Source organism: Paenibacillus xylanilyticus, assembly GCF_047246825.1.
Classification (GTDB): Bacteria; Bacillota; Bacilli; order Paenibacillales; family Paenibacillaceae; genus Paenibacillus; species Paenibacillus xylanilyticus_B.
Genome location: NZ_JBFOLB010000010.1, coordinates 61449 through 84751, shown reverse-complemented (window position 1 = coordinate 84751; position 23303 = coordinate 61449). Strand labels below are relative to the sequence as shown.

The following is a 23303-nucleotide window of genomic DNA, read 5'->3' as shown; positions in this document are numbered from 1 at the left end:
GTAGCCTACTTGAGTTATTGTCCCATTTCAAAATAGAATTTTCAATTAACCTCTCTAGTCACGCAATCGGTTTATGAACCTTAACAACATATCAGAAATGATCCTGTTGATTAAGGAGAATAGCGACTTATGCATGCTACTAGTTGACAGGATAACTGGGAAGCAACTACTGCATAAAAGCAATAACAACTACTGATTCCTTATAGAACTTAATTCTTTTACTAGGATAGTCGTGAAAAATTGAGAAGACACAGCTCTATTGCGCTGATGAATCGTATCAAGTCTTGTCTCTGAATTGAAATCAATTCTAAGCTGGTAAAACCAAACATCCGATATAATAAAAAAGGCTGAGGAGATGATTTCATGTTCAAAACAATAAAGAGCTGGTTTAAGCTTCGAAATGATGATACCGCTAAAAGAATTCCAAAACCCAAGAATATTGCTACTACGCAAACAGCTACTAAAAAATCTAGAATTGATCCCTCTAGAATTGGGGATCTAGGGGAGCATAAAATAAACATTCAGCTGGATCAGCTGCCCAAGGATACAAAATACATAAGCGATATTATGATCATTAACCCCAAATCAAGAACAGGGTACTCTCAGATAGATCATGTTGTTATTTCGCCTTTTGGTCTATTCGTTATTGAAACCAAGAACTACAATGGTGAAATTAAAGGTACACGCAAAGATAAGTATTGGCGTGTGAACAATAGATTTAATATGTTTAACCCTTTGAAGCAAAACTATGGCCATATCAAAGCTCTGGAACATGTTTTAGTTGAATACTCAGACCTCTTTTTCATTTCAATCGTTTCTTTTACAATGCGTTGCCGCTTTAGCATTGATCCAGAACTCCGTAAAATTGAATCAAATGAATTGATCGTTTATGATACTGAACTTTCTGAATTCATAAACCGAAAGATTATTCGAGTTAAAACGACTACTGAAAATGTACCAATAAATAATGTGGAGGTTCAACAAATTTATGAATCTCTTCTAAATGCAAATATTACAGATGCAAGTAAACGAGCGGAACATATAAATAAAATAAAGAAAGACAGTTAACCTTGCAGTGGGTATTATCAAAGATATTGAAAGTATAGAGAGAAGCCCAATACCAGTTAACTGGTATTGGGCTTCTTTTCAATTCAACTAAGCTTACAGGCGATTTAACCTGTGATTTGTCCTATATTTTTATTAGATACCTTATCGGCGAGTCTAATCAGAACATTCATGTCAACAGCATTGATTATTTCATTTTGGAGACTTGCATAATCATTTTTTAACTTCTTATTCTGATCATTTGCCTCTTCAAGACGTTCGGCCAATTCGATAGTCATCTGCCTTAACGCGGTTATATTGTTACCCAGCTGATCCATGACCGCATTAAACGTAGTTAAAAACTCCTGATTCAAGTGATTGGGTACCTCAATGGAATGAACGATATTCTCAGCTACAGATATCTTCTCTTTGGTATTCTTTTTCTGAGAGTTACCTGCAGGAGCGGGATGCGAGTTATTAATCGATACGATATTGCCATCACTTTTATTTTGACTTCGGGTTCTTTTTGCATCCTCAATATCTTTTTCGTGCTGTTTACGTAAGGAACTATTCCAACGGAATCCACACGCTGCTTTCGATCTATTTAACTTTTCGCTAGCTTCCTCAAAAGCTTTTAACTGGGTGCTTCCCGTTTCAATATGTTGTAGTACGGTTTGGGCTAACAACAGATCTGCTTCAACGTCCCAACTATCTTTACGTGTCTCCATCAAGAACACTCCCTCGTTTGGTATATTGTTAATTCTATTTATATCCCAAAGCGTATTAAGATATTCCTAAGGTTCAAATTAATCTATTGAGCAGCGGGTAGGTTTCTTTCCAAAAGATTGGAAACGAGATCTATTTAACTAAGAATATTATCTGTTTTGAGTTTCAAGTAGTTATAAGTAGGAAGGAATATGCTGGAATAGGATATGTGAGCCTTAATCAGATACCCATTACACGTATAGTCACCTCTAAATTAAATTCTTAAATATCTTCTCCTGAGAAAGTTTACGCCTCTCTAGTCATTGAAATAATTCATCCTGCATCTTCTCTCAAAAAGATTGAAATGCTTCTATTATTTCTCTCCCTTCGTAACAGATTTTATATCTTCCGTCCATACCATTACAGTTCTAATATCATATTTTAATACGATATGGGGAGTATTTGGACGACGTGTGGGTAGTACGAATCGTTCAAATCTTCACCCGACCCAAAAAGGAGTGAATTAGAATGGGAGATGAATGTAATCAAAATGCGGTTGGACCGTGCTCCGAGGCGGAAGGATCAAACACAACTGCCAATGGTTCTGCTTCACACGCGGAGGGTTATCAGACTATTACCAATGCGGATACCGCACATGCCGAAGGAAATACAACGACTGCTGATGGTGCGGCTTCCCACTCAGAGGGGTTTCTTACTACAGCTTCTGCAGATACGGCGCATGCCGAAGGAACCTCAACGACAGCTAGTGGGACTGCGTCTCATGCCGAAGGGTATCTCTCCGTTGCAAGTGGTTTATATGCTCACGCTGAAGGAAACGGTACTACAGCGAGTGGAATCAATTCTCATAGTGAAGGGCAGTTTACGTCTGCTAGTAATGTGGCAGCTCATGTCGAAGGGATTTCGAATAGTGCAATTGGAGAAGCATCTCATGCACAGGGCGTTGGGAATAGCGCTACAGGCAGAGCTTCTCACGTGGAAGGCGGTGCTGAAGATCAGTTAGGTAATCCCACACCTAACTTGGCTAGTGGTGCGAGTAGCCATGCGGAGGGAGTGGGAACGACTGCGAGTGGTTTTGCTTCCCATGCCGAAGGCGGAACGTCTGATGTGACTTCGTTTCCTGGATCCGAAGCAAGCGGCAGCTTCTCTCATGCGGAGGGGTTTAGCACAACGGCAAGCGGCAATTTCGGCTCTCATTCGGAAGGACAAAATACAACGGCAAACGGGGACTCTTCTCATGCGGAAGGATCTCTGACAACAGCGAATGGTGATAACTCGCATGCGGAAGGAACTTCCACTGTTACTAATGGTACGAGTTCTCATGCCGAAGGTGCTGGGACAGAGGCAAATGGGAGTTTCACGCATGCGGAAGGAAACGGGACACTAGCCGTTGGAGAAAACTCACACACCGAAGGTTTTAATACGCAGACTACGGTTACGGGTGTGAATGCCCATGCTGAGGGAAACGCAACCATTGCAAGTGGTGCGAGTTCTCATGCGGAAGGTGTAGAAACCAGAGCAAGTGGATTCGCCTCTCATGCCGAGGGGGGGACTAACGATGTTACTCTCTTCCCTGGTTCCGAAGCAAGCGGCAGCTTTTCTCATGCCGAGGGGTTTAGCACAACGGCAAGTGGCAATTTCGGCTCTCACTCGGAAGGACAAAATACAACGGCAAACGGGGACTCTTCTCATGCGGAAGGATCTCTGACAACAGCGAATGGTGATAACTCGCATGCGGAAGGAACATCCACTGTTACCAATGGTACGAGTTCTCATGCCGAAGGTGCCGGGACAGAGGCAAACGGTAGTTTTTCTCATGCAGAGGGTAACGCTACACTAGCCCTTGGAGAAAACTCACACACCGAAGGCTTGAATACGCAAACTACTATTAATGGTGCGAATGCCCATGCTGAGGGGAATAATACAACTGCAGCTGGAAATAGCTCTCATGCCGAAGGCATCGGTAATACTGCTACGGGGAGAGCTGCACATGTAGAGGGCGGAGGTTCGTTCTCAGGGGATAGTCCAAACACCGCGGGTGGAGATAGTTCCCATGCCGAGGGATTAGGTACAATAGCAAGCGGGATCGGTTCTCATACCGAAGGAGTCGCTACACAAGCAAGTGGTCCATTTGCGCATGCGGAAGGTAATGCCTCGATTGCTAGCAACCAAGCCGCTCACGCAGAAGGATTTGCAAGTATTGCTAGCGGTTTTGCCTCTCATGCGGAAGGAGAAGCTGTTTCATTACCAATTACGGGATTTACTCGAACACAAGCCGTAGGCAGTGCATCCCACGCCGAAGGTCAAGCAACTATAGCGAATGGGGTTGCCTCCCATACCGAAGGGCTAAATAGTATTACGCTTGCAGCCCATCCAGGCTCTCATGTCATGGGACGTTACGGAACGTCAGAAGAGGCTTTCTCGTGGTTTATTGGAAATGGAACGTCTCCGACAACACGTGGAATTGGAGCAAAATGGCTAGCTTCAAGTGGGAATATGTTTGTAGATGGTGCCTTTGTTCCTGGAGGTGCTGATTACGCTGAAATGTTTGAGTCGGTAGACGGCACCCCTATAGATGTAGGATACTTTGTCACATTTGATAATTCCAGTGAAAAAATACGTAAGGCAAACAGTCATGACTCGTATATTTTAGGTGTGTCTAGTGCGAGACCCAGTGTTCTTGGAAACGGTGAAGAAATGCATTGGAGAGGCAAGTTTGTGACGGATGAGTGGGGAAGAGCTTATTATGAAGATGTGACTATCCCTGCTAAATTAGATGAGGAAGGAAATCCTGTCTCCCCTGCTTACGTTGAAAAGCAAAGAAAAGTTAACCCTGATTGGAACCCAACACAAGAATATGTTCCCCGTCTGAAGCGCCCCGAGTGGGTAGCTATTGGTTTATTAGGTCAAATTCTAGTTAGAGACAATGGTACCTGTCAGCCTGGAGGATACTGTCTTCCTAATGATGAAGGGATTGCCGTAGCAACAGAACATGGATTCAGAGTTATGAAACGCACGTTACCTCATCAAGTTTTGATTATGCTAAACTCCCAGCCTTCAAGAAGTGAGCTTGAACCTGTAATCAAGTTAGAAAAACTCGCCAGATTGAATGAACAAGGGTTTATAACAGACGAAGAATTTCAAAACGAAAAGCGGAAGATTTTAGATTGATGATTTCATGATCTTCATGATCTGTGGAATTGTATAGTGATTTAATAATATCGCCAAGTGACTGAGAAAGTCCAATGAGTAAAGGCCTACTATAAGAATTCTCTTTAAGCTCGAGATGCCCCATCGTGACGGTAAAAATAGTCTAGGTGGAAGGCTCTATCTCGAGCTCCTCATTTGAAGAATCTTATCGAGAAGTTGAGTGAATTGTTGTACAGTCATGTATAGAAGATGGCTCCTTCCCCTCCGTTCTGACGAAAGAGCATCTAAAAACAACCTTTAGTTATTTATATAAATATTTCTCGTCACCATTTTGCATTCCAAAGTAACGTAATCGGTAACCCTCCCGAAAACGAGCCATCAACTTGTCAATGAACAGGTCATCTCCAAATTGAATGTGTCCCGTCAAATAGAGCGTAATTAAGTACTCCTCGAAATGAAGATTTCCTAAATACATTTCCTCTTGCTCTATTTTTCCTCGAAGCACATCGATTTCAAGAACCAACATGTGAGAAAAACCTTGAAGTGTTGAATTAATGATCCAGGCAAATTCGAAAGGTTCGTGTATCTCCTCGTCGTTGTTGAGTTTTAAAATTTTCTGGATACCTCTTTCATCTTTGAAAATATACGCAGCAAGAGCTTGATCAAAGCCTGCTTCAGGATCAAACCTTAAACTTGAAAAGACATTGAGATCTACTTGTTCAGCATAATAGGCTTCAGTTAGCCGGTTATGAATTTGTTCTAATGTGAAAGGATTGGGAATCTCTAAGGTCAGGTATTTCTCGTATAATCTCTGTATATCAATCATTTATTATCTCCTCATTTTTGGAGTGGATAAGAGGGAAGTTATTGATGCGTTAATTCCTTATGTCCATCCAGTGTGATTCGTACGAAAAAGAATATCATCAGTCTTAAGTTAACCGGAGTACTTATTTAATGTAATCGGATAATGATAAATCTCAATATCTTTATTAATAAACCCTCTTCGCTGAGCAGCAAGTAGAGTTTCATACATATTTTTACGTCCAACTGGGTTATCGGTATGCATATAGATCTTATTAGCCCTCAAACCATGTTCGCAAAAGTACTTCACTAGGTCATACCCGTTATGCAACTCATTTCCATCTACATCCTCACCTAAGTCGTGATCTAGGGTGAGAATGTTAACCTCGCTTGTTTGAAGAATATGTATGGCTTCATCATATGTACGAGCCACAATGTAGCCTTCTGGACAGTCTCTGAGATCGTCTACATAAAGATTGATTTGCTTTGTCATAATTTCCCTCCAATATTAGGCTACTTTGTCTAGTTCGCTTCTTGAGATAAACAAGAAATATCTATCTAGGATCCTGCCCGAAGAAATACCCCATGTTCTGCTAACCTAACAATGATACCTTACTCATTCTTTGCGGCTTCCTTCGAATCATTTTCGTTTTAGTTTTGTAATTAAACTATCGATAAGCCAGCCAATCAAAAACCAACCGATGACGTTAATCACATACCATATCAACATTTGAATCTCTTCGTTGCCGATGGCTCGAATATAACGGGAGTAATCTACTAACAACAAGAGATGTGGACTGGTGAGAAATAAAAGTAAGTTTTTATCGTCTAATCCAGTTGCGTTATAAACACATATCAACAAACTGAGAAAGAAAAGCCAGAAGCGGAACTTCTTCAGCAAAAGTCATACCCTCCTATATGTACTTTACGTTATCCCGTTCACGTTACATTCTTCTACGGTTTTATGCGTCTGAATTTTTCTTCTCAAATTGTTGAAGTACTGCTTTATCGATTTTACGTTTCAGGTGATTAGGTAAATGTTCAAAGCAATAGGTCATCTTGTCTCGGTTTAAGTTAGGTACCTGTCCCAGCAGATCCCATTCATCCTCGGTAAGGGCTTTTCCGCAGACCAAACACTGCCGGTGAGTCCTCATATGAGGCTGAGACACTACCGTTTGTTCGCCAGGGCTAGCCTGCTCTAATAAATGCTTTAGAGCCGGGTTCCCCGCCCAATCATTCATCTTATAAGGTGCAAGGTCCCTCCACCCCATCTGGTAACTATCTAAGGCGGTCAGAAACGCCTCATTTACCGCTTTATCTACGGCGGTGTTAATATTACTAGGTTCTTTGGAAGGGTCCCCAGGGATGACGGCAAACCCATAACCATCTCGGAAATGAGCATCAATCTGCACTTGTACGATCGATTTCACGAATCGATGAGGTACATTAATCTCGAGCTCTTTAATCTCCAGGTTCCAACGGCTCTCTGTAGCAGACTCCACCCGGTCCGTATACACCTGATTAGGGATATACGGTCTATGGTTATCACTTCGGAATTTCACCGTGTCTTTAGGAAAGGTTTTCTTCAATTCAGCTACGATATCCTTGTAATCCCGTTCCATTCGCATCTTTCCTTTCATCCACATAAATTCAATATAGAATGAAGTGTACCATTCTCATCAGGTAAGTAATGATCCACTTAAACCAGTCTAGTATTTCTTAGAACGTATGTTATTACTTAGATAATAATATCATATGTTAGGTCTCACAATGGATCTCAGAGTGTTGCCATTAAATTTCCGACGACAAGTGTAGGACATAATCGACTACATTTTATGATTCGGCATTCACACATTTGGGCTGCTGACCATAACCTAACTAAGAATTGGGGTAACTGTTGAGGGAAATCATTGGGTAAGGAGATAAATTGCTGAACGACCAATAAAGGCTATTGATTCAGTAATGTTGGTTTACGACTAAAATATCTGAAAAGAGGTATTGATATGCATTATTATCCTTATTGTTATGACTGTTATTTGAATAGTTTAGCTCTGCATAATATGCACAGACAGCTTCCTATTCCAGGATTGTTTCCCACCGGTCAGCCACCGATGGTTCCGGGTCAGTTTCCCGGTTATTATCCGACGCCTGTGACCCCAATGATCCCTGGTTCTTCTCCGGGACAAATGCCTCAGCAATCAGCTGGTCAAGGAGCTTCACCAACGACACAACCTCCATCATACATTCCTGTAAAGCCACCGCAAGCTTATGCAATTGATGCACCGAGTATGTTTGGTTGTATCTACAAGTGGACATATGTTTGGCTTAGTAATGGAAATCAAATGTGGTTCTATCCTACATTTATTGGACCAACATCCGTTGCAGGATATGTTTGGCCACCAGGATCACCTTTCCCATCTTATTTTGGAATAGATGCAAAACAAATAGATGCGTTTCATTGTTAATGCTAACCCAATGTTCCTTATAGATAACTAATCGCACAAATAAGTCTGCCTCAACAAGGCAGACTTATTTGATTTCATTATTTCTGGTAAGGTAATGCTTACTAATCACTATTGGTTAGATACAGCTGGTACTCTTTACTCGAATTTTTTCAACGTAGAGTCAAATGCCTTATATACCCGCTGTGCCAGGGCGACGCGCTCCGGTAAATCTCGCTGCAATTGTTTAAAGTATTCCATCCCAGATTCCGTAATCTCATAATAGCGGTAGTAGCGGTTATCACTATCCCAGTAACTATGGGCGTGACCTTTTTCAGCAAGCTTTTTAAGCCGTTGAGAGAGGTAGGAGTCATTCACGCCGACACCCTTTAACGTCTTGGTAATCACTTGATCAAGTTCTTTACCAAACCGTCGTCCAGACTGCAGCTCAGCGAGCACTAAAAAATCGATAACGTGTTGAACCTTAACGACATAACCAAGGGAAGACAGCTTATCTACTTTAGGAACAGCTTCACGCATGAGTAATTACCTCCAGTATAATTAGTAGTCATTTGTTTTTATTGTGCCATTAGGTATATTTATTGCTACCAGGTAGACTCTTGGTTTCATTCCAAGCTTTTATCGCGTCTTCACGTGTTTTGCCTTGATTTTTTGGGTCAGCAAAAAAGTCACGAATGAACTGATTATATTCAAATTGAGGTGCAATCGTTTTCTGATATGCAGGGTCTTTCTTTCGCTCGGCTTCCTCGGCCCATGCATCTACAGCATCACGATATGTCTTTCCGATATGAGTTTTGAAGTAGTTCTGAATAAAAGTTGAAAAATGAAAGTTAGGGATGACCGTCTGAAAGAACGCTCTTACATGCTGACTGCAGTGATGGTTCTCCGTAATCAAGGTATCCAAACTTAACTCAACTTGAGGTTCTCTCTTCTTACGTGCATTTGGCTTTCGTGCAGGAAGCTCTATCTCCCCTGTCCGTAGAAAGGTTTCAACTCGTTCTGAAATCTCCATTTTAGAGCCAGATGCCCGTATACCATGTGTTCGACAAAACGTTTGTAATTCTTCTTTTAACCAATAAAAATCTTTAAAATGCTCTACACGTAAATCTTTGGTTAAATCAGGTCTCATACAGCACACTCCATCGTTTTTATTTCCTTGCTCTTCGCCTAATCTAGTTATGTATTGCAGAATCAGCCAAACAACTGGCTTTGCATTTCATTGGATGTAACAACGATACTCCACAAAAAACAGCAAAGGTATCTTTAGTTCAGTTCCTTCAGTAGCCTGTTATTTTTAAGAAAACCACATTTGCTATAAAACGTCTTCAGTCCGTCATGCGTAATACCCCCACCCTCACGCATGGTCCCCGTGACTGTTGTAATTTGTTTAAACTTCACGTTGCTGGAGTGTTTATTGTAGTCTTCCACCTGTATGTTATAAATTTGGATCAGATCGATCAGAGATTCAAGCAGTATCCGGCCATGTCCTATCCTCTTTCGATAAGAATAAATCTCTTCGATAACAAGTTCATTATCCATATAAATAAAGAATAAAAATGAAGGTTTTTCAACCTCACTAAATTTCAATCTGATTTCTCCAGATCCCTGAAATAATTGGAGCCGTGCAAGATCAAAAGTGACCTCCACTTCGTTTGGGACCGCTGCTTTATCCAGTCTTTTAACCAAGTACATTTGTCTTTTATTTTCTTCTAAGTCTTCACCCACGAACATACACTCCTTTGGTCATTAGATTCATTTATTGTCAGAACCTGTGCTTCATCACTCTTCATATGCAAGCAACCTCGGTAGGGTAGGGGACGTTGAAACCCAAACAACCCACCAGCCCAGCAAACAGCCACCAACATCTAACCTTATTATACCATAAACTACGTGTCCTCAACTTACGTGTTTACACGCTTATACCTTCCGCGCTCTGCATCATGCCCCTCTTCTTTCTTACCTCGCCTCACCTTTTCAACCCCATACGTTGTCTGGATCTAGAAAACTCATTTAGTGACTTAGACGCATGATTAGTTACTAGATCCGTGTTTATTCTTTGGCTAGGTACGGATCTATATCAGGTATGCAAATCTACTTCTATATACGGATCAAGTAGCAGTTTTGATTGAATGGGGGTGTGGCTGGCTCGCGAAAACCGGTCACAATGGTAAGGGAATGGTTTGGTAAATAATGTAACTTGGTGCGTGTAATTTATGTTGTTTGAGTTATCAGTGACTAGATATGTGGGAATAGATTAAATGATAGAAACTAGATAATAGGATATTGGCTTGATGAAGTGGATGAGCTAGGTGGAGTATCGATCGATAGTGAAAGTTATGTAGAGTGAGGGAAGTAGCAGGTAGGTAGGTGGTAAAACATCGCGGAGGGGCAGGATTAGAAGATATACCACGTGCAAACACGTATATTTTAAACACGTGGATTTGGGCTTTTGAGACCAAATATTATGATCCGTATCCTGAGATAGCTTCTCTCCAACTCATTGTGCCTATAGGGTTTTTCTTTCTTTCGATTATTATTACTGAGCAAGTTAGCCGCCTAAGTAATATCCGTATAGATTGATTGGTTTTAATGAAGAACAAGAAATACATAACTATAAGGATCTGCAGTTTGTGTTACGACAATGAAAATTCCTTCTTCTGCCTCTAGTGCTATGAGCAGGCAATATACCGTGTCATTTAGATTTAATTGGTATTCTAATCCTTGATCCCTAACTTATCCTTAAAGATATCCATTTTTATTTAGTTTAGAAACGATTGAAATAAAAAACCGTTTAAACATAATGGAGGATATTTGAGAATATTCACGAGAAAATACGGGCTCACGAGTATTAACCAAGTATCATACTGTGTGAAGTATTAGGGTGTAGCTACACGGTGTATATTTCTGAGAAATAACAGTTCAAAAGTTGTTTTCATACGTAATCTGGAGCTCCGCTGGAACTATAGCTGGGTGTTAACATCGTGGATTTTCAATATTACAATTTGAGCGCTGAAAGCTCTCTTTTTTTTGTGTCTTATAACCGATAAATAATAATGTACACACATCGAGGAGGCACTTACAATGAAAAAAAACATCTAAACTTTTCCTATCTTCATCTTTGCTGCTACCTACTCTTCCTGCTTCAGCAGCATTTTTTGAGGATGTGTCCCCTGTTAAATACTCCTGGGCTACTGAGGCCATCAGCGACATGACAGATCAAGGCATCATCAAGAACGTACAAGCCAAGTAAGACCGTAACCAAGAAGGAACTTGACATCCTACTGGAACGAATCAAACTAGACTCCACTTACAATATTCCTAACTACCAGGCTACCGATCCGAACAAAGCCCTCAATCGCTGGGAGTTATGAGCATACCCAGCTACGAGTAGGTATTCTGATGCAGAGATCTCTTAGACTGTTAGCGCAATCAAGGACGTCAAGAAGAGTGTGGCCAGTGCAAAACGGAACATTCTTCCGATAGCGACTGGACGCCGATTTTAATCGCTGACGAATACAAAAACGGTGTATACGCCTTCTGGGCTGGCTTTGATTAACTCGAAGCATCCGTTCTGACAGACATCACCATCCGGGGATTTATGTCAGTGAACGCAGCTGGTCAATTCATGCCGAAGCAGCCGATTACCCGCGCTGAGAATCGCTACAATTCTCTACCGTGTAATGCAATCACAATAAGGTAGAATTATGAGTGGACAAACAATTGATGAAGCGGTTAATTCAGGATTTGATAATTGGATCTTTTAATCACAGGATCAATAATAAGTGATCGAAGAACAAGCAAGTGCAGAAGCAAAACATTAGTTACACTAATACCGATATATGGGAGAAAAGCAAATAATGAAATTAAAATATTCTGTTGCACTTCTTGTGCTTATCGTACTACTGACGGGCTGTACGTCAGAAACCTTCAAACTAAATATTTCAGAAGGTGATGAAAAGTTTAGTAATGAGCAGTATGGAGAAGCATTCAAGGCATATGAGAAAGCATTAAATGAAGAACCGAATAATGAGGATGCTAAAAGTAAGGTCGATCAAGCTAAATCAAAATACGTAGAAAGTGTTAAATCAATAAATCTTGAAATCATTTCATCATCAGCAGTCGCAGAGCAACTCATAGGGACATACTCTAAGTTGTGGTTGCAAGCTATACAAGACGGAGTTCACTTAGAGGAATTTGCTGAAGCATTGAACGTAAGCAATGCTACCATTAACCCCATTATTGGTGAGGTCCATTATAGTGAACTATTGGAAGACAATGATTTTTCTAAAGTCAACGATTTTAGCGTAGCTGTAGCAGTTGCTGAAAAGTACTATGAGAAACAAGGTGATCTAGAGACTTTAGAAAAGGCCAGAAGCGAAGTAAGTAATACAATTAAAAAGTTGGCTTTACCTCCTCAAGATTATCAGGCTATTTATGACGAAACTTTTGATTTGTATAACAACTATGAAAAATATATTGATTTGGCTATTCAACCATCAGGGAGTTTAAGTAGTTATAGTAACAACGCACAGGCCTTAGTTTCTGATATTATCTCTGGTACAAAGTCAGTAGATGCTAAACTTCCACAATAAAGATAAAAATGGAGTTCAGTTGATTATATCTTGAAAAATGCTTTACCTAGTTATATTCCGATACAAACTTGTATCACATTTATTAACAACAAGAAGGAGTCGCGCACCATGAAAAAAGCAATACAAATTTTACTTTTATGTGTCTTGTTGTTTTTCCTAGCTATCTTAGGTATCGCCGTATTTCAAACGATACAAGAGAAAGGTTTGTCTCTTAATTTCTCGGATATGAAGACATCAGCACAATCAACAACACAATTCAATGGAACAGTTGCAATTGGATTGGACTATAAAGTAGATTATGGCCAAAACACACTAGGTTACACATTCCTTCAAGAAATAGATCGCGAAGGAGAATATGGGGCTACTAAAACTAATCTATTTGGTGCTAAAAATGCATCTATACAAGTATCAGATTCATCTGGTAAAATAATCGGCTTGTTCAACGCCGATTCCCAAGGTAGTTTCTCATTTAATGTTGATACAGATGATTATTATCAATTATTTATTAAATTTCAAAACATAGAGAAATCAATGACAATAAAAGCGTCAGAGGCAAACAACCTGAAGATATACCTTGGCTATATAAACGTTGCGACAGGTGAATGGTCCGAACAGTAGTCCTTTCGTGATTCAGTGCTTTACTGTGAGGTACGGATTATAGGATTGATAATACAAAGGGAGCTAATTGCATAATGCAATTGGCTCCCTTTGTATTATCAATATCACTGTTCCAAATCACAAAGCAAGGGATGTTAAAGGCAAACTCTCTCTATTCTATCGAACATTTTGATCATAAAGATCCAAAATTTTCATACATCTTTCAGTAAAGTTCTTTGGTAACCTTTGTCTAATCAATTCTTTTGGATCTGATTGAAGCACTATTCCTTGATATTTAATTGCTATGGTATAGATCTGAATAGCATCATCCATGCGGGCTTCAAGCTTCTCTCCCTTAAATGGGTAACAGTTACAAGCAGCTATAGATAATGCTTCGATTGATTTGCTGAACTTAAAGCCATCCCATTTTAACATACAAACAGACAAGTTTATCATTGAGTCACTAATTAATTCGAAAACCCATTCCCAATACATATTATCTGAAATGCTAATACTAGATTCATGTTTTAGATGTTTCATGCTTTCTATTATAAGAGTGTCCAATATTTTAAATGCAGTACTATAATCGCCCTCATTATTCATTATATTTACTGCTTTATTCATTTTAACCGAAAAATCTTGAATATCAATTAACCCATCATTAAAGATAAGCATGTTATTAACTCCTTTTATATAATCTTTCTATGGCCTTATATTACTATCGGTTATTTGATTTAAAAAGTTTAAGCAACTTACTGACTTTGAGGTAATTCTTTGCTATTCTATTTTTTGATTGGAATAGTTAAGCCAGTCCTCCCCCAACCAGTATCTACGAGACGTTCTCCCCCGAAATTCGTTGAGGTCAAAAAAACATGGTATGTAATAACCCTGGTGGGATTCAATTGGCAAATCTATTCATGTTGCTTCATAGCATTGTGACATTTGGGATGGCCAACGGCAGTCTTTTGTCTGAAATGTGAGACCTTGCAAGATAAAAGTGAGCTTTGTAATTACCTGAAAATATACTAATGCACTTAAACGTATATGTGTACATAAATCTTTGAAAAAATGTTATGTATCTAGTAGTTGTTGTGTCTCATAAGGAGCATATATTTTTTCCTTTCGGTATAACACATTGGTACTGGACAAGTTCCAAGATAACTATGATACTTATGAATGTATAATGTTAAGGAGGGGGAAGTTTGTGGGATTCTCTAGATTTTTATCAAGAGTTTCTGTTTTAGTCGGAATAGCAATGGCTATATATTTTTATCCTGAATGGGGTTGGGGCTCTATTTTGGCAGGTTTTGGAGGCTTTGCTTTTCTTACTTTTTTAGCTTTTATACTAGCCAGAGGGCAAAATATCTCAGAAGTTCATGCTACACCTGCTAACAGTAATGCAACACCAAACCCACATTTCCTTGACTCTACAGCTAAAGTTGGTGAAAACCTAGGGCAACAAACGTTACTTGGAATAGATGCATTTGAAACAGGTTTAACTAAGGCAGATCTATCAAATGAACAACGAGAGCTAAAATTCTTGTTATCTTACATTATGACCTCTTCTTCAGAAATGATAATCGGGGACAATATCTTTTCAGATACTCTGAATGCATGCTTTGATAAGGCTTTAATTAACTCTCATGATATGGTGAATTATAGTGATCGCTGGAGAACTTATAATGGGGTAATAGCGAGAAGTAAAGGTGAAGGTTCTGACATAAACCTCAGTTTAGCAAAATCAATGTGTGAAATTTATTTGAATGATACCAGTAGCACTTCTGCTCATCAAGTTACAGAATTAATTAGTGAATTATCATCAGTGTATAGTAAAGTTCTCTTAGAGTTTAAGCCTCAAATGGATAAAGAACTTAAACGATTGAGTTAATTAAAAAACTCCAGTTCAGCTGTTTCAAAATTTGAATCATCCTTATGCTTGAATTATCATCGGTTCGTTTTGATAGTAAAATTATGTAAGGTGAATGATACCCTAGTAGGCAGACCCGTTCAATAAAAAAGCAGCCGATTATTTTTAATCGGCTGCGGTTAACTTTATGAACAAGGACTAACTATCTGAAGTAATGACATTTAGCGCAACTCATCGTCCAACGGTACAATGATTTCACCTAGCAAAAATTTCCATTGACGTTTCATCTCTGGTGCGTATTTCAATGGCTTGGCATCTGGATGTATGGCTCTATACTTATCAAACTGTTTGCTATTAATAATACCTCCGATATTTGGGATCGGATCCATACCGATTACATATTGAACCGCAGATAAATAAAGTTCATTCTCCTCCACAAACCAAGTTTGTGCAAATTCTTGAATCGCCACGTTACGAGCGTTCTTGAAGAATCTCCGCTTCACTACAAGAATATCTTCCTCTGCGTCTACCTCTTTGGTGTCAATCGCGTTTAAAATTGCTCGGTATACGCCTTTAACAATTTCTGATTTCTTCAGTTTTTGGAGAGCCTTTTCGATCTCGTCACGAATACTCTGATTGTTGGCTAGATAGGATTCTAATAATCGGTCAATATAGGTTGAGTCAATATCATAGATCTTAATGGTATTATCTCCATAGAATTCAATTTCCGAAAAGTTGGGGACGGATCCTTCGTCGTTATCTCTCTCAACTATTAACGATCCTTTGACCGTGTTATAGATACCAATGTATTCTTCTAGAGTCTTTGCTTGCTCTTGAAGTATTGTAGATTTCTCCATTTCATCGTTATAGTCATCGTAGGTTACCAAAGCTTCAAAGGCGTTGTTTAACTCCTGGAATGCCTTCACAAATTCAATCCGGGTTTCTAGGGCGGAGTGTTCGTTGATGTCACTTGGATCTGGAACGAGTTTGGTTAGCTTTTTCTGAGCCTTCTGGAAACGTTTCTTGGATTCATCATAAGTTGGATAAACAAGAGTGGATTCCTCTTGTGCATGTGAATACAACTTCGTAGCATCCTTCACATTTTGCTCCATTGATGCAGGCTTTCGGAAGGTGACAATCATTCCTTTTTTCTTGGCTGGGTAGGTACGATTCGTCCGAGAGAAAGCCTGGATCAAATTGGCGTAACTCAAATTTCGATCTACAAATAACGTTTGGATCGTTGGGGCATCAAACCCAGTCAACAAGCGATCTACAACAATGACCAGGTCAATTTGTTTACCGAGTTGTTTGAATTCTGCTTTCTTACGGGCTAACCGATTATTGATATCACTGTTATATCGTTCAATATCCTCTATAGACCAAGCTGTACGATAGTAATCGTTATAATCCTTTATGATTCCTTTCATCTCATCTTGAATTTGCTTGGCATTCTCTTCATTTTCCTGCATCGAATAGGTGATGGCTATCCGAGGGAAGTCTGGGTCTTCAATTGTACGGCCCGTTCGAATCGGATATCCAGCAAATTCTTTTGTTAACCACTCCGGATCATGAGTTATCTCTTTAATCGCCTGATAATACCGTTTGGCCATATCAATGGAGCTTGTGGTTAAGATAGCAGACTTTTGGGGCCTCCCGTTTTGAAAATCAAACTTGATGTAGGCATTATCGGGCCTGAAGATCTTATGGATTACTTTGTGGATGTGTGCATCACTTTCAAATATAGAAGGATCAAGATAATATTCTTTCTCTATTCCTTCCATCTGATCGATTCGTTCATTAATATCATCATCACTATCATCAGGGAACTTCATCCGAAGTTGTTTATGAATATGATTATTTAATGAAGTAGGTTCAATCGTATCCTCATGTTCTACTTGAAATCCCAATACAGCCCCATCATCCAAAGCATTTTTAATCGTATACGTGTGCAAGACTTCTCCATACTGATCATGCGTAGTGCGAGCCAATTGGCCTTTTGCCTGTTTTTTATTTTCATTAAATATCGGCGTACCTGTAAAACCAAACCATGTGGAATTGGGGAAGAACCCTTTGATCGCATCCATTCCTTCTGAACTGAGCGCGCGATGGCATTCATCTACGACAAAAACAATATGCTGTCCCAACAGTTTTTTGAATCGCTGGGTGCCTTTTTGCTCTTCCTGCCTCTGAGCATAACGTAAGGCTGCCTCTAATTTTTGGCGAGTCGTGATAATCACGATATTGGAATTGGCATCAGATAATAGCGTATTACTCAGCTCTTTCGAACTTCCGGTTCCGACAATCAAGCTGTTAGACCTAGCACTACCCGAAGAAATACCCGTATTAAATTCGGAAGCAAATTTGGTGAACTCCGTCGTTGTTTGGTTATCTAAGTCTTTTCGGTCAATGAGCATAATGGTGCGATCTACACCTGACTTGCGAGCTAATAGCTTCGTAGAAACAAAGCTGGTCAAGGTTTTCCCTGAACCAGTTGCATGCCATATATGACCAGATTGATGTTTCATGGCAGCAGTAAATAAAGCCTCGATCGCATGGACTTGATACGGCTGCAAGACCAATAAGGCTTTGTTATCTTGGTCTTCACTCACAATGGTATAATTGGCAATTAAACGGTGCGCATCCGGAATATTTAAGACTTGTTTTACAAATTCGTAGAGATTCTCCACCTTCCGATTGTCTGTTGTCCGCCAGCCAAAGATAAACTTCTTATGCATATATTTAGGTAATACATTGGCAAAATAGCGAGTGGTTTGTTCATTAGAGATGACAAAGATTTGCAGAGTAGAGAAGATATTATTTCGAAACATCCCTTCCTCTGAATATTTTTTAATTTGATTATAGGCTTGGAACACGCCATCTTTCGCGCTGGCTTGCTTGAGTTCAATTTGAATAATTGGTAGACCATTAATTAATAGGGTCACATCAAACCGGCGATCACGATCATCCATGTTGGCCCTTTTTTTCGCAATCTGATGAACAACTTCATATGTAGAGATTCCACCGCCAATATCTTGATTAGAGTATAGCACCAATGACATCGAACCCAGTGCTACTTCTTCACGTTCAATAGTGATCCGAGCTATACCATTCTCCCCTTTGAGCCATTTAGCTGCATCAAAGGGGGTTTGGGTTTTCAATAGGATTTCTATTTTAATCGTGTCAAATTCCTTATCAGAAATGGGATGTTCCCCAATCTCTGATAAGTTGTTTTGTGTGATTTTTTGACGTAAGTTTTTCCATAAGTCTTCTTCTGATTTTAGATCTGGACGATAATTCCACTGATTATGTCCTTCTCCAAGTACTTCAATGAGGCGACGTTCGATTTCAGCCTCATCGTTATTCGGTATCTTCGACATGGGTTTTCCTCTCTTCTGATTGATTAGACAAACATTTTTTGAAGGAATGCCTTTTTGGTTTCATTTAGAGCATCTAGTTCTCGTTCGTGTAAAGCAATTATCTCATCGCATTGTTTAAAAAAATTACCTATTTGAATTTGTTCGTTCATAGAAGTAATAGGTACGGGAACATCTTTTAATTGTTTAATAGGTAATTGTTTAAGTGCAGTACCTGTATTTCTGGATAACAGTTCTTTCTGTCCTTTATTACTAAGAAAGTATTGAATCAGAAATCTACCGAATAGTTCTTCTTTCTCAGTTCTGATAATTGCCAACTGTGAATTTATATTCCAACCAATATTATCAGCACCTGTATATCCTAGAGCTCCTAAAGATCCACGAACAGCGATAACAATATCATCAATCTCCAAGTGTCCTGAGGTTAATTCTTTATGCTTTTCTTTCGTGATGTAATTAGATTTTGATACGTCAAGATAACCATTTTTTAAATCACTTCCACGTAAAAATGGAACTCCATGAAGGGAATCACTCATATCTATATCTGACGGATAAGCTTCACCATAATTTCCGTCAGTAAAGATTGTTTTTGTATTTCCCAATTTACGTTGTTCCCAGTCTCCAGTAAATCCCGCGAAACGAAATTCTGGAGTGGTCTCCCCTTCTCCCGGAAACATTTTTTGCAAGAAACCCTGTTTTATTTGTTTGAGGGTAGTTAGTTCTTGCTGATGAAGGGTGATAAGGTCGTTAATCTCCAGGTTCAACCCAACTAATTTTCTCTGCTCTTCAATTTGTGGAAAAATCAAGTTTATTTTTTTTAAATCCGAATTGTGCAAATGAACTACTGATTTACCTTGAGCTCGCTTTGCCATATCTCTATTTGGCGAACCATTTGATATTGCTAGAGCTAAGAAAATAGGGTCAATTTGCTTGTTAGGTCTAATGATATTCAGATCTCCACCAAGTATTATTCCTGGTTTTCCAACCACTGAAGCTCTTGAGATGTCTTCTGCCGATTCACCAGAAGATGGTACTATAACCTCACCACCTAAACTAATAACGGAGTTTTCCTTCTCTTTTACAAAAGTATCTACATCTTCAATCAAAGTTTTGTAATTAGTGTAAAGGCGTCCGTATAAAATGATCGGTGAGCCTGATTCCTTTAAATCTTGTTTACTATACCCGCTTCCTTTAATGAAAGTGGCGAGATCACTTAACTCCCGCTGTTCCCAATCACCGGTAAATCCAGAAAATCTGATTTCTGGTATATTGTTAGTTTTCACGATTGAACACCTCTAATGCACCTTTGACCCATTCAGCATTTTCTTCATTAATTTGTATGTTTGAAATTATGTCATATAGACTAGATGCTAATTTCTCTTTCTCTTTTCGAATGTCTTGAATGGTTGAACCGATCTTAGCCATATCGATAGGCTCTTCTTCTTTGAAAGTATCAACGTAGCGAGGGATATTTAGATTGAATTCATTTTCTTTGATCTCCTCAAATGTAGCGACATGAGCATACTTCTCAACGTTTTCTCTTCTTTTATATGTGTCGACAATCTTTTCAATATGTTCTTTAGAAAGATTGTTTTGATTCTTTCCTTTTTTAAATTCATGACTTGCATCAATAAATAATACATCACGAGTCGTACGGTTTTTCGTCAAGATGATAACAGTTGTTGGAATTGAAGTTCCGTAGAACAGGTTTGCCGGCATACCAATGACTGCATCAATACTTCCATCTTCTAGTAGTTTCTTTCGGATCACACCTTCTGCAGCTCCACGGAACAGTACCCCGTGCGGCAGGACGATTGCCATAGTTCCGGAATCTTTCAAATGGTAGAACCCATGCAAAAGAAAGGCAAAGTCTGCTTTGGATTTAGGAGCTAATTTCCCGTATCGGTTAAAACGTGAATCATCTAAGAATGTATCATCCGAAGACCAGTTGGCAGAATATGGTGGATTCATAAGAACGGAATCAAAGGTATATGGCTCATCAGTTGGCCAGTCTTTGTTCAAGGTGTCACCATTGCGTAAACGCATATCCTCTTTGTCTACACCATGCAAGATTAAATTCATCTTTGCTAGGTTGTAAGTCGTCGTATTGAGCTCTTGACCATGATACTTAACACTATCCGGATGGTTAAGATAGTTTCGGACATTCAACATCAAGGAACCTGAGCCCATTGTAGGGTCAAATACGCTAAACAATTTTTTATCTTCTTGTCCGATTACAGCTATGCGAGCCATCATGTCAGAAACTTCATGTGGTGTATAGAATTCACCAGCCTTTTTACCGGCCTCAGAGGCAAATTGGCTAATCAAAAACTCATAAGCATCCCCAATGATATCGCCGTTATGTCCGATCACATCAATATCATTTAGTTTTTTCAACACTTCGGTAATGGTAATGTTTCGTTGTTGGTCATCGGATCCTAGTTTTTTGGATGTAAGATCGACATCATCAAACAATCCATTAAACTGGTCATACTTCGTGGACAGATCGATGAACGCTTTATTCAAGTCATTTAACTGAAAAATGTTTTGTTTAGCCTGATTTGTCAATACGTTGAATAAATAATCTGCTCCAATGTCATATCCTAATGTATCTACTAAGGTATCAATGAGATCCTTTTCCACTTCTTTATCTTCCAATAAGCTTCTGTACAGTTCGGTTTGTTTTTCTTGTGTGTTGTATTCTTCTTTCGATTCATCAGCAATTTCAACCACTTTTTCTAATAACTTATCGGATAAGTACTTGTAAAAAATCAGTCCTAGTAAGTAGTTTTTGTATTCCGATGCATCCATTTTGCTACGCAGGTTGTCTGCGGCACTAAATAGTTTGGAGTTTAATTCAGCCATGTTAGAGTCCTCACTTGTCTATTGTTGTTGGTCTAATTGATTCAATATCTCTAAATAAAGCTTCTCTTCAAGTTCTGCTTGTTTCTTAACTAAAGCGTGGTGCTTTTTTAAAGTGAAATAAGCTTTACCAATGGTCCGTTGTTTCTCGATTATTGGCAACTTGATTTCAAACTCTTTTAGAATTGCTGGGGTTAATTTAGGGACAATACTACCTTGCATAGAAATTGCCATTTGCTTTTTCACGGAATAGGATTCATTTAAGGCGTAGCATAGATAGCAAGGATCCAGAGTCCTATGATCAAAAACGAGCTTAGCAAAGTTCTGGTTGATGATTTTCCCTTGGTTAAGGTCACTTACGATTCCCGCCTTGGAACTCACAAAACTGAAAACAACATCTCCAGTACTGCTTAAATAGCCGTCTGTGTATTCTTCATCCAGATTAGCCTGGAAATCTAGAAATGAGCCCTCTAAATCATTTTGTAAATCCTCGTATGAATACGCTACTAAAGTTAGATCATTTTTTTCGTTTCCTCTTGAAAGGTTTTTTCCGATTCTAACCGTTACAACATCTTCAAGCTTCATCTCTCACCTTCGTCCTAAAAAAGTAATTCTTTAGAATTACTAAAACTCGATTGCGATTTAAATCATATTACTTTAAAAGCATCTAGTCAATATATTTTTATGTAATTTTTAAGAATTACATGATAAATGACGTTCTACTTAGTGAAGATTTCTAAGAGTTGAGAAAAACACTAAATAGATAATCCGATATTCTTGGAAAGATTGCGTTAGACAGTAACGTCTCTTGCGGAAGTATAAACGGTGACGCGTTCCCAATTTTATGTCCAACTAATTGATTTTACCGCTGCCGCTAGATCCTCCATTCCAGGAGTTGCAGTTCACATCTTGGAGAAAAACCCAGAAGGATGACGACATTAGATTCGCTTATTAGGACAATAAAAGACCAAGACCATCTACAAGTAGAAGGTCTTGGTCTTTTAAAAAGTAATTAACAGTTCACTCCACGATTGAACGTACTGATGGATCCTTTCTTCGGATAGTGCTTTATCGCTCACAAGCAATTCCGTCGTTATCTCGATCTAAATGATCCGCGTAACCTTCTTCTCCAACACGAATATTTGATACCCCATATTCAAAAGCTTCTGAACAATTTTCATAAGACCAGTATGAATTAACAGGTGGAGAGGAGGTATCTGAATAATCAACACAAGGCTCTATAATGCTTCCCACATTCGGAATTTCCATTAATGAGTAGCTTGACGTGTTGCTGTCTCGGATCTCTTGTATCTGTTCCTTAGCTGGTGCACAATTTAGGTTGTTCTTGCTTCACTGGAGCAATTGTATTCACTGACTGCTGTACTGGAACTACAGACTTTGCTACTGAATTGTTAGATTCCGGAATCATAAGAAGAGAGACAACAAGAACTATAAATGAAACCAGGAATCCTAATGAGAAGAATTTCATTTTCCCAACGAAATCTTTAAAGTAGAATGTTGAAATTATTCCCGCTAAAAACACTACGAATGATGCAGAAGAAAAAACAAAAAGTATAAACAAATCCTCACTCCTTTTAAAGTATTAATTTCAAGGGACTTTTGAAAATTGCTCAGAAATCATTTCTGGCTTCCATAACTGTAGTGGCTAACTAGTTACTGTTTAATACCTAATCTGCCGTATACAGCATCAATGGAACTACATCATTATATTGATTCAAAACATTTTTTGCATAGCTGTAAGACATGAATGAGTACATGCCAAGTCAATTAGTCGTGGCAGCATCGCTGATATGCTTTTCAAACCCACTTA

General features: G+C 39.1%; 20 protein-coding genes. 5 read left to right on the top strand and 15 right to left on the bottom strand.

The window, feature by feature from the left end:
* The first annotated feature begins 363 nt into the window (after window positions 1-363).
* Window positions 364-1068 carry a nuclease-related domain-containing protein gene (locus AB3N00_RS29040; RefSeq protein ID WP_413037616.1) on the top strand — a complete coding sequence of 235 codons (705 nt, stop codon included), beginning with the start codon at window positions 364-366 and terminating at the stop codon, window positions 1066-1068.
* A 104-nt stretch (window positions 1069-1172) separates the two neighbouring features.
* On the opposite strand, the gene AB3N00_RS29035 is transcribed toward AB3N00_RS29040, so the two are convergent.
* Window positions 1173-1772 carry a hypothetical protein gene (locus tag AB3N00_RS29035; RefSeq protein WP_413037615.1) on the bottom strand — a complete coding sequence of 200 codons (600 nt, stop codon included), beginning with the start codon at window positions 1770-1772 and terminating at the stop codon, window positions 1173-1175.
* A gap of 505 nt (window positions 1773-2277) precedes the next feature.
* Here AB3N00_RS29035 and AB3N00_RS29030 point away from each other — a divergent pair.
* Window positions 2278-4938, top strand: coding sequence for a peptidase G2 autoproteolytic cleavage domain-containing protein (locus tag AB3N00_RS29030; protein ID WP_413037614.1), 2661 nt, complete (start codon window positions 2278-2280; stop codon window positions 4936-4938).
* A gap of 280 nt (window positions 4939-5218) precedes the next feature.
* Here AB3N00_RS29030 and AB3N00_RS29025 read toward each other — a convergent pair whose 3' ends face one another.
* The 8 genes from AB3N00_RS29025 to AB3N00_RS28990 all read right to left on the bottom strand — a co-directional run bounded on the left by AB3N00_RS29025 (window position 5219) and on the right by AB3N00_RS28990 (window position 9905).
* The gene (locus tag AB3N00_RS29025) at window positions 5219-5743 is read right to left on the bottom strand and encodes a pyruvate kinase (protein WP_110757992.1); all 525 of its coding nucleotides are present in this window, start codon (window positions 5741-5743) and stop codon (window positions 5219-5221) included.
* 108 nt (window positions 5744-5851) lie between these two features.
* Window positions 5852-6211 (bottom strand): cyclic-phosphate processing receiver domain-containing protein, encoded by a 360-nt coding sequence (locus tag AB3N00_RS29020; RefSeq protein WP_413037613.1) that lies wholly within the window; start codon window positions 6209-6211, stop codon window positions 5852-5854.
* A gap of 147 nt (window positions 6212-6358) precedes the next feature.
* Window positions 6359-6619 carry a hypothetical protein gene (locus AB3N00_RS29015; protein ID WP_413037612.1) on the bottom strand — a complete coding sequence of 87 codons (261 nt, stop codon included), beginning with the start codon at window positions 6617-6619 and terminating at the stop codon, window positions 6359-6361.
* A 61-nt stretch (window positions 6620-6680) separates the two neighbouring features.
* Window positions 6681-7346, bottom strand: coding sequence for a hypothetical protein (locus tag AB3N00_RS29010; RefSeq protein ID WP_413037611.1), 666 nt, complete (start codon window positions 7344-7346; stop codon window positions 6681-6683).
* A gap of 448 nt (window positions 7347-7794) precedes the next feature.
* The gene (locus AB3N00_RS29005) at window positions 7795-7941 is read right to left on the bottom strand and encodes a hypothetical protein (RefSeq protein ID WP_413037610.1); all 147 of its coding nucleotides are present in this window, start codon (window positions 7939-7941) and stop codon (window positions 7795-7797) included.
* A gap of 377 nt (window positions 7942-8318) precedes the next feature.
* Window positions 8319-8699, bottom strand: coding sequence for a PadR family transcriptional regulator (locus AB3N00_RS29000; protein WP_413037609.1), 381 nt, complete (start codon window positions 8697-8699; stop codon window positions 8319-8321).
* A 49-nt stretch (window positions 8700-8748) separates the two neighbouring features.
* Window positions 8749-9309, bottom strand: a complete 561-nt coding sequence (locus AB3N00_RS28995; protein WP_413037608.1) for a DUF6434 domain-containing protein — start codon at window positions 9307-9309, stop codon at window positions 8749-8751.
* A gap of 134 nt (window positions 9310-9443) precedes the next feature.
* The gene (locus tag AB3N00_RS28990; protein WP_413037607.1) at window positions 9444-9905 is read right to left on the bottom strand and encodes a hypothetical protein; all 462 of its coding nucleotides are present in this window, start codon (window positions 9903-9905) and stop codon (window positions 9444-9446) included.
* A gap of 2132 nt (window positions 9906-12037) precedes the next feature.
* Between AB3N00_RS28990 and AB3N00_RS28985 the strand changes: the two genes are divergently transcribed.
* Window positions 12038-12772 (top strand): hypothetical protein, encoded by a 735-nt coding sequence (locus AB3N00_RS28985; protein WP_413037606.1) that lies wholly within the window; start codon window positions 12038-12040, stop codon window positions 12770-12772.
* A 108-nt stretch (window positions 12773-12880) separates the two neighbouring features.
* On the top strand, window positions 12881-13390 hold the full coding sequence (locus tag AB3N00_RS28980) for a hypothetical protein (protein WP_413037605.1): 510 nt from the start codon (window positions 12881-12883) through the stop codon (window positions 13388-13390).
* A 156-nt stretch (window positions 13391-13546) separates the two neighbouring features.
* Here AB3N00_RS28980 and AB3N00_RS28975 read toward each other — a convergent pair whose 3' ends face one another.
* Complete coding sequence (locus AB3N00_RS28975) at window positions 13547-14044, bottom strand: hypothetical protein (protein WP_413037604.1); 498 nt, start codon at window positions 14042-14044, stop codon at window positions 13547-13549.
* A gap of 529 nt (window positions 14045-14573) precedes the next feature.
* On the opposite strand from AB3N00_RS28975, the gene AB3N00_RS28970 reads away from it, so the two are divergent.
* Window positions 14574-15257, top strand: coding sequence for an ATP synthase subunit I (locus AB3N00_RS28970; RefSeq protein ID WP_413037603.1), 684 nt, complete (start codon window positions 14574-14576; stop codon window positions 15255-15257).
* A 200-nt stretch (window positions 15258-15457) separates the two neighbouring features.
* On the opposite strand, the gene AB3N00_RS28965 is transcribed toward AB3N00_RS28970, so the two are convergent.
* From AB3N00_RS28965 to AB3N00_RS28945, 5 genes are all read right to left on the bottom strand, one after another.
* Window positions 15458-18613 (bottom strand): type I restriction endonuclease subunit R, encoded by a 3156-nt coding sequence (locus AB3N00_RS28965; protein ID WP_413037602.1) that lies wholly within the window; start codon window positions 18611-18613, stop codon window positions 15458-15460.
* Between the two features lie 23 nt (window positions 18614-18636).
* Window positions 18637-19893, bottom strand: a complete 1257-nt coding sequence (locus tag AB3N00_RS28960; protein WP_413037601.1) for a restriction endonuclease subunit S — start codon at window positions 19891-19893, stop codon at window positions 18637-18639.
* On the bottom strand, window positions 19883-21475 hold the full coding sequence (locus AB3N00_RS28955; protein WP_413037600.1) for a type I restriction-modification system subunit M: 1593 nt from the start codon (window positions 21473-21475) through the stop codon (window positions 19883-19885). Before AB3N00_RS28955 ends, AB3N00_RS28960 begins: the two co-directional genes overlap by 11 nt.
* An 18-nt stretch (window positions 21476-21493) precedes the next feature.
* Complete coding sequence (locus AB3N00_RS28950; protein WP_413037599.1) at window positions 21494-22057, bottom strand: restriction endonuclease subunit S; 564 nt, start codon at window positions 22055-22057, stop codon at window positions 21494-21496.
* A 483-nt stretch (window positions 22058-22540) separates the two neighbouring features.
* Window positions 22541-22741 carry an excalibur calcium-binding domain-containing protein gene (locus AB3N00_RS28945; protein WP_413037598.1) on the bottom strand — a complete coding sequence of 67 codons (201 nt, stop codon included), beginning with the start codon at window positions 22739-22741 and terminating at the stop codon, window positions 22541-22543.
* Window positions 22742-23303: the final 562 nt, after the last annotated feature.

Bases quoted from the DNA above. Each gene is read 5' to 3' on its own strand.
- AB3N00_RS28955 (WP_413037600.1), bottom strand. From the start codon at position 21,475: ATGGCTGAATTAAACTCCAAACTATTTAGTGCCGCAGACAACCTGCGT.
- AB3N00_RS28950 (WP_413037599.1), bottom strand. From the start codon at position 22,057: ATGAAGCTTGAAGATGTTGTAACGGTTAGAATCGGAAAAAACCTTTCA.
- AB3N00_RS28975 (WP_413037604.1), bottom strand. From the start codon at position 14,044: ATGCTTATCTTTAATGATGGGTTAATTGATATTCAAGATTTTTCGGTT.
- AB3N00_RS28980 (WP_413037605.1), top strand. From the start codon at position 12,881: ATGAAAAAAGCAATACAAATTTTACTTTTATGTGTCTTGTTGTTTTTC.
- AB3N00_RS29000 (WP_413037609.1), bottom strand. From the start codon at position 8,699: ATGCGTGAAGCTGTTCCTAAAGTAGATAAGCTGTCTTCCCTTGGTTAT.
- AB3N00_RS29025 (WP_110757992.1), bottom strand. From the start codon at position 5,743: ATGATTGATATACAGAGATTATACGAGAAATACCTGACCTTAGAGATT.
- AB3N00_RS29040 (WP_413037616.1), top strand. From the start codon at position 364: ATGTTCAAAACAATAAAGAGCTGGTTTAAGCTTCGAAATGATGATACC.
- AB3N00_RS28995 (WP_413037608.1), bottom strand. From the start codon at position 9,309: ATGAGACCTGATTTAACCAAAGATTTACGTGTAGAGCATTTTAAAGAT.
- AB3N00_RS29035 (WP_413037615.1), bottom strand. From the start codon at position 1,772: ATGGAGACACGTAAAGATAGTTGGGACGTTGAAGCAGATCTGTTGTTA.
- AB3N00_RS29010 (WP_413037611.1), bottom strand. From the start codon at position 7,346: ATGCGAATGGAACGGGATTACAAGGATATCGTAGCTGAATTGAAGAAA.
- AB3N00_RS28945 (WP_413037598.1), bottom strand. From the start codon at position 22,741: ATGGAAATTCCGAATGTGGGAAGCATTATAGAGCCTTGTGTTGATTAT.
- AB3N00_RS29020 (WP_413037613.1), bottom strand. From the start codon at position 6,211: ATGACAAAGCAAATCAATCTTTATGTAGACGATCTCAGAGACTGTCCA.
- AB3N00_RS29030 (WP_413037614.1), top strand. From the start codon at position 2,278: ATGGGAGATGAATGTAATCAAAATGCGGTTGGACCGTGCTCCGAGGCG.
- AB3N00_RS28965 (WP_413037602.1), bottom strand. From the start codon at position 18,613: ATGTCGAAGATACCGAATAACGATGAGGCTGAAATCGAACGTCGCCTC.
- AB3N00_RS28985 (WP_413037606.1), top strand. From the start codon at position 12,038: ATGAAATTAAAATATTCTGTTGCACTTCTTGTGCTTATCGTACTACTG.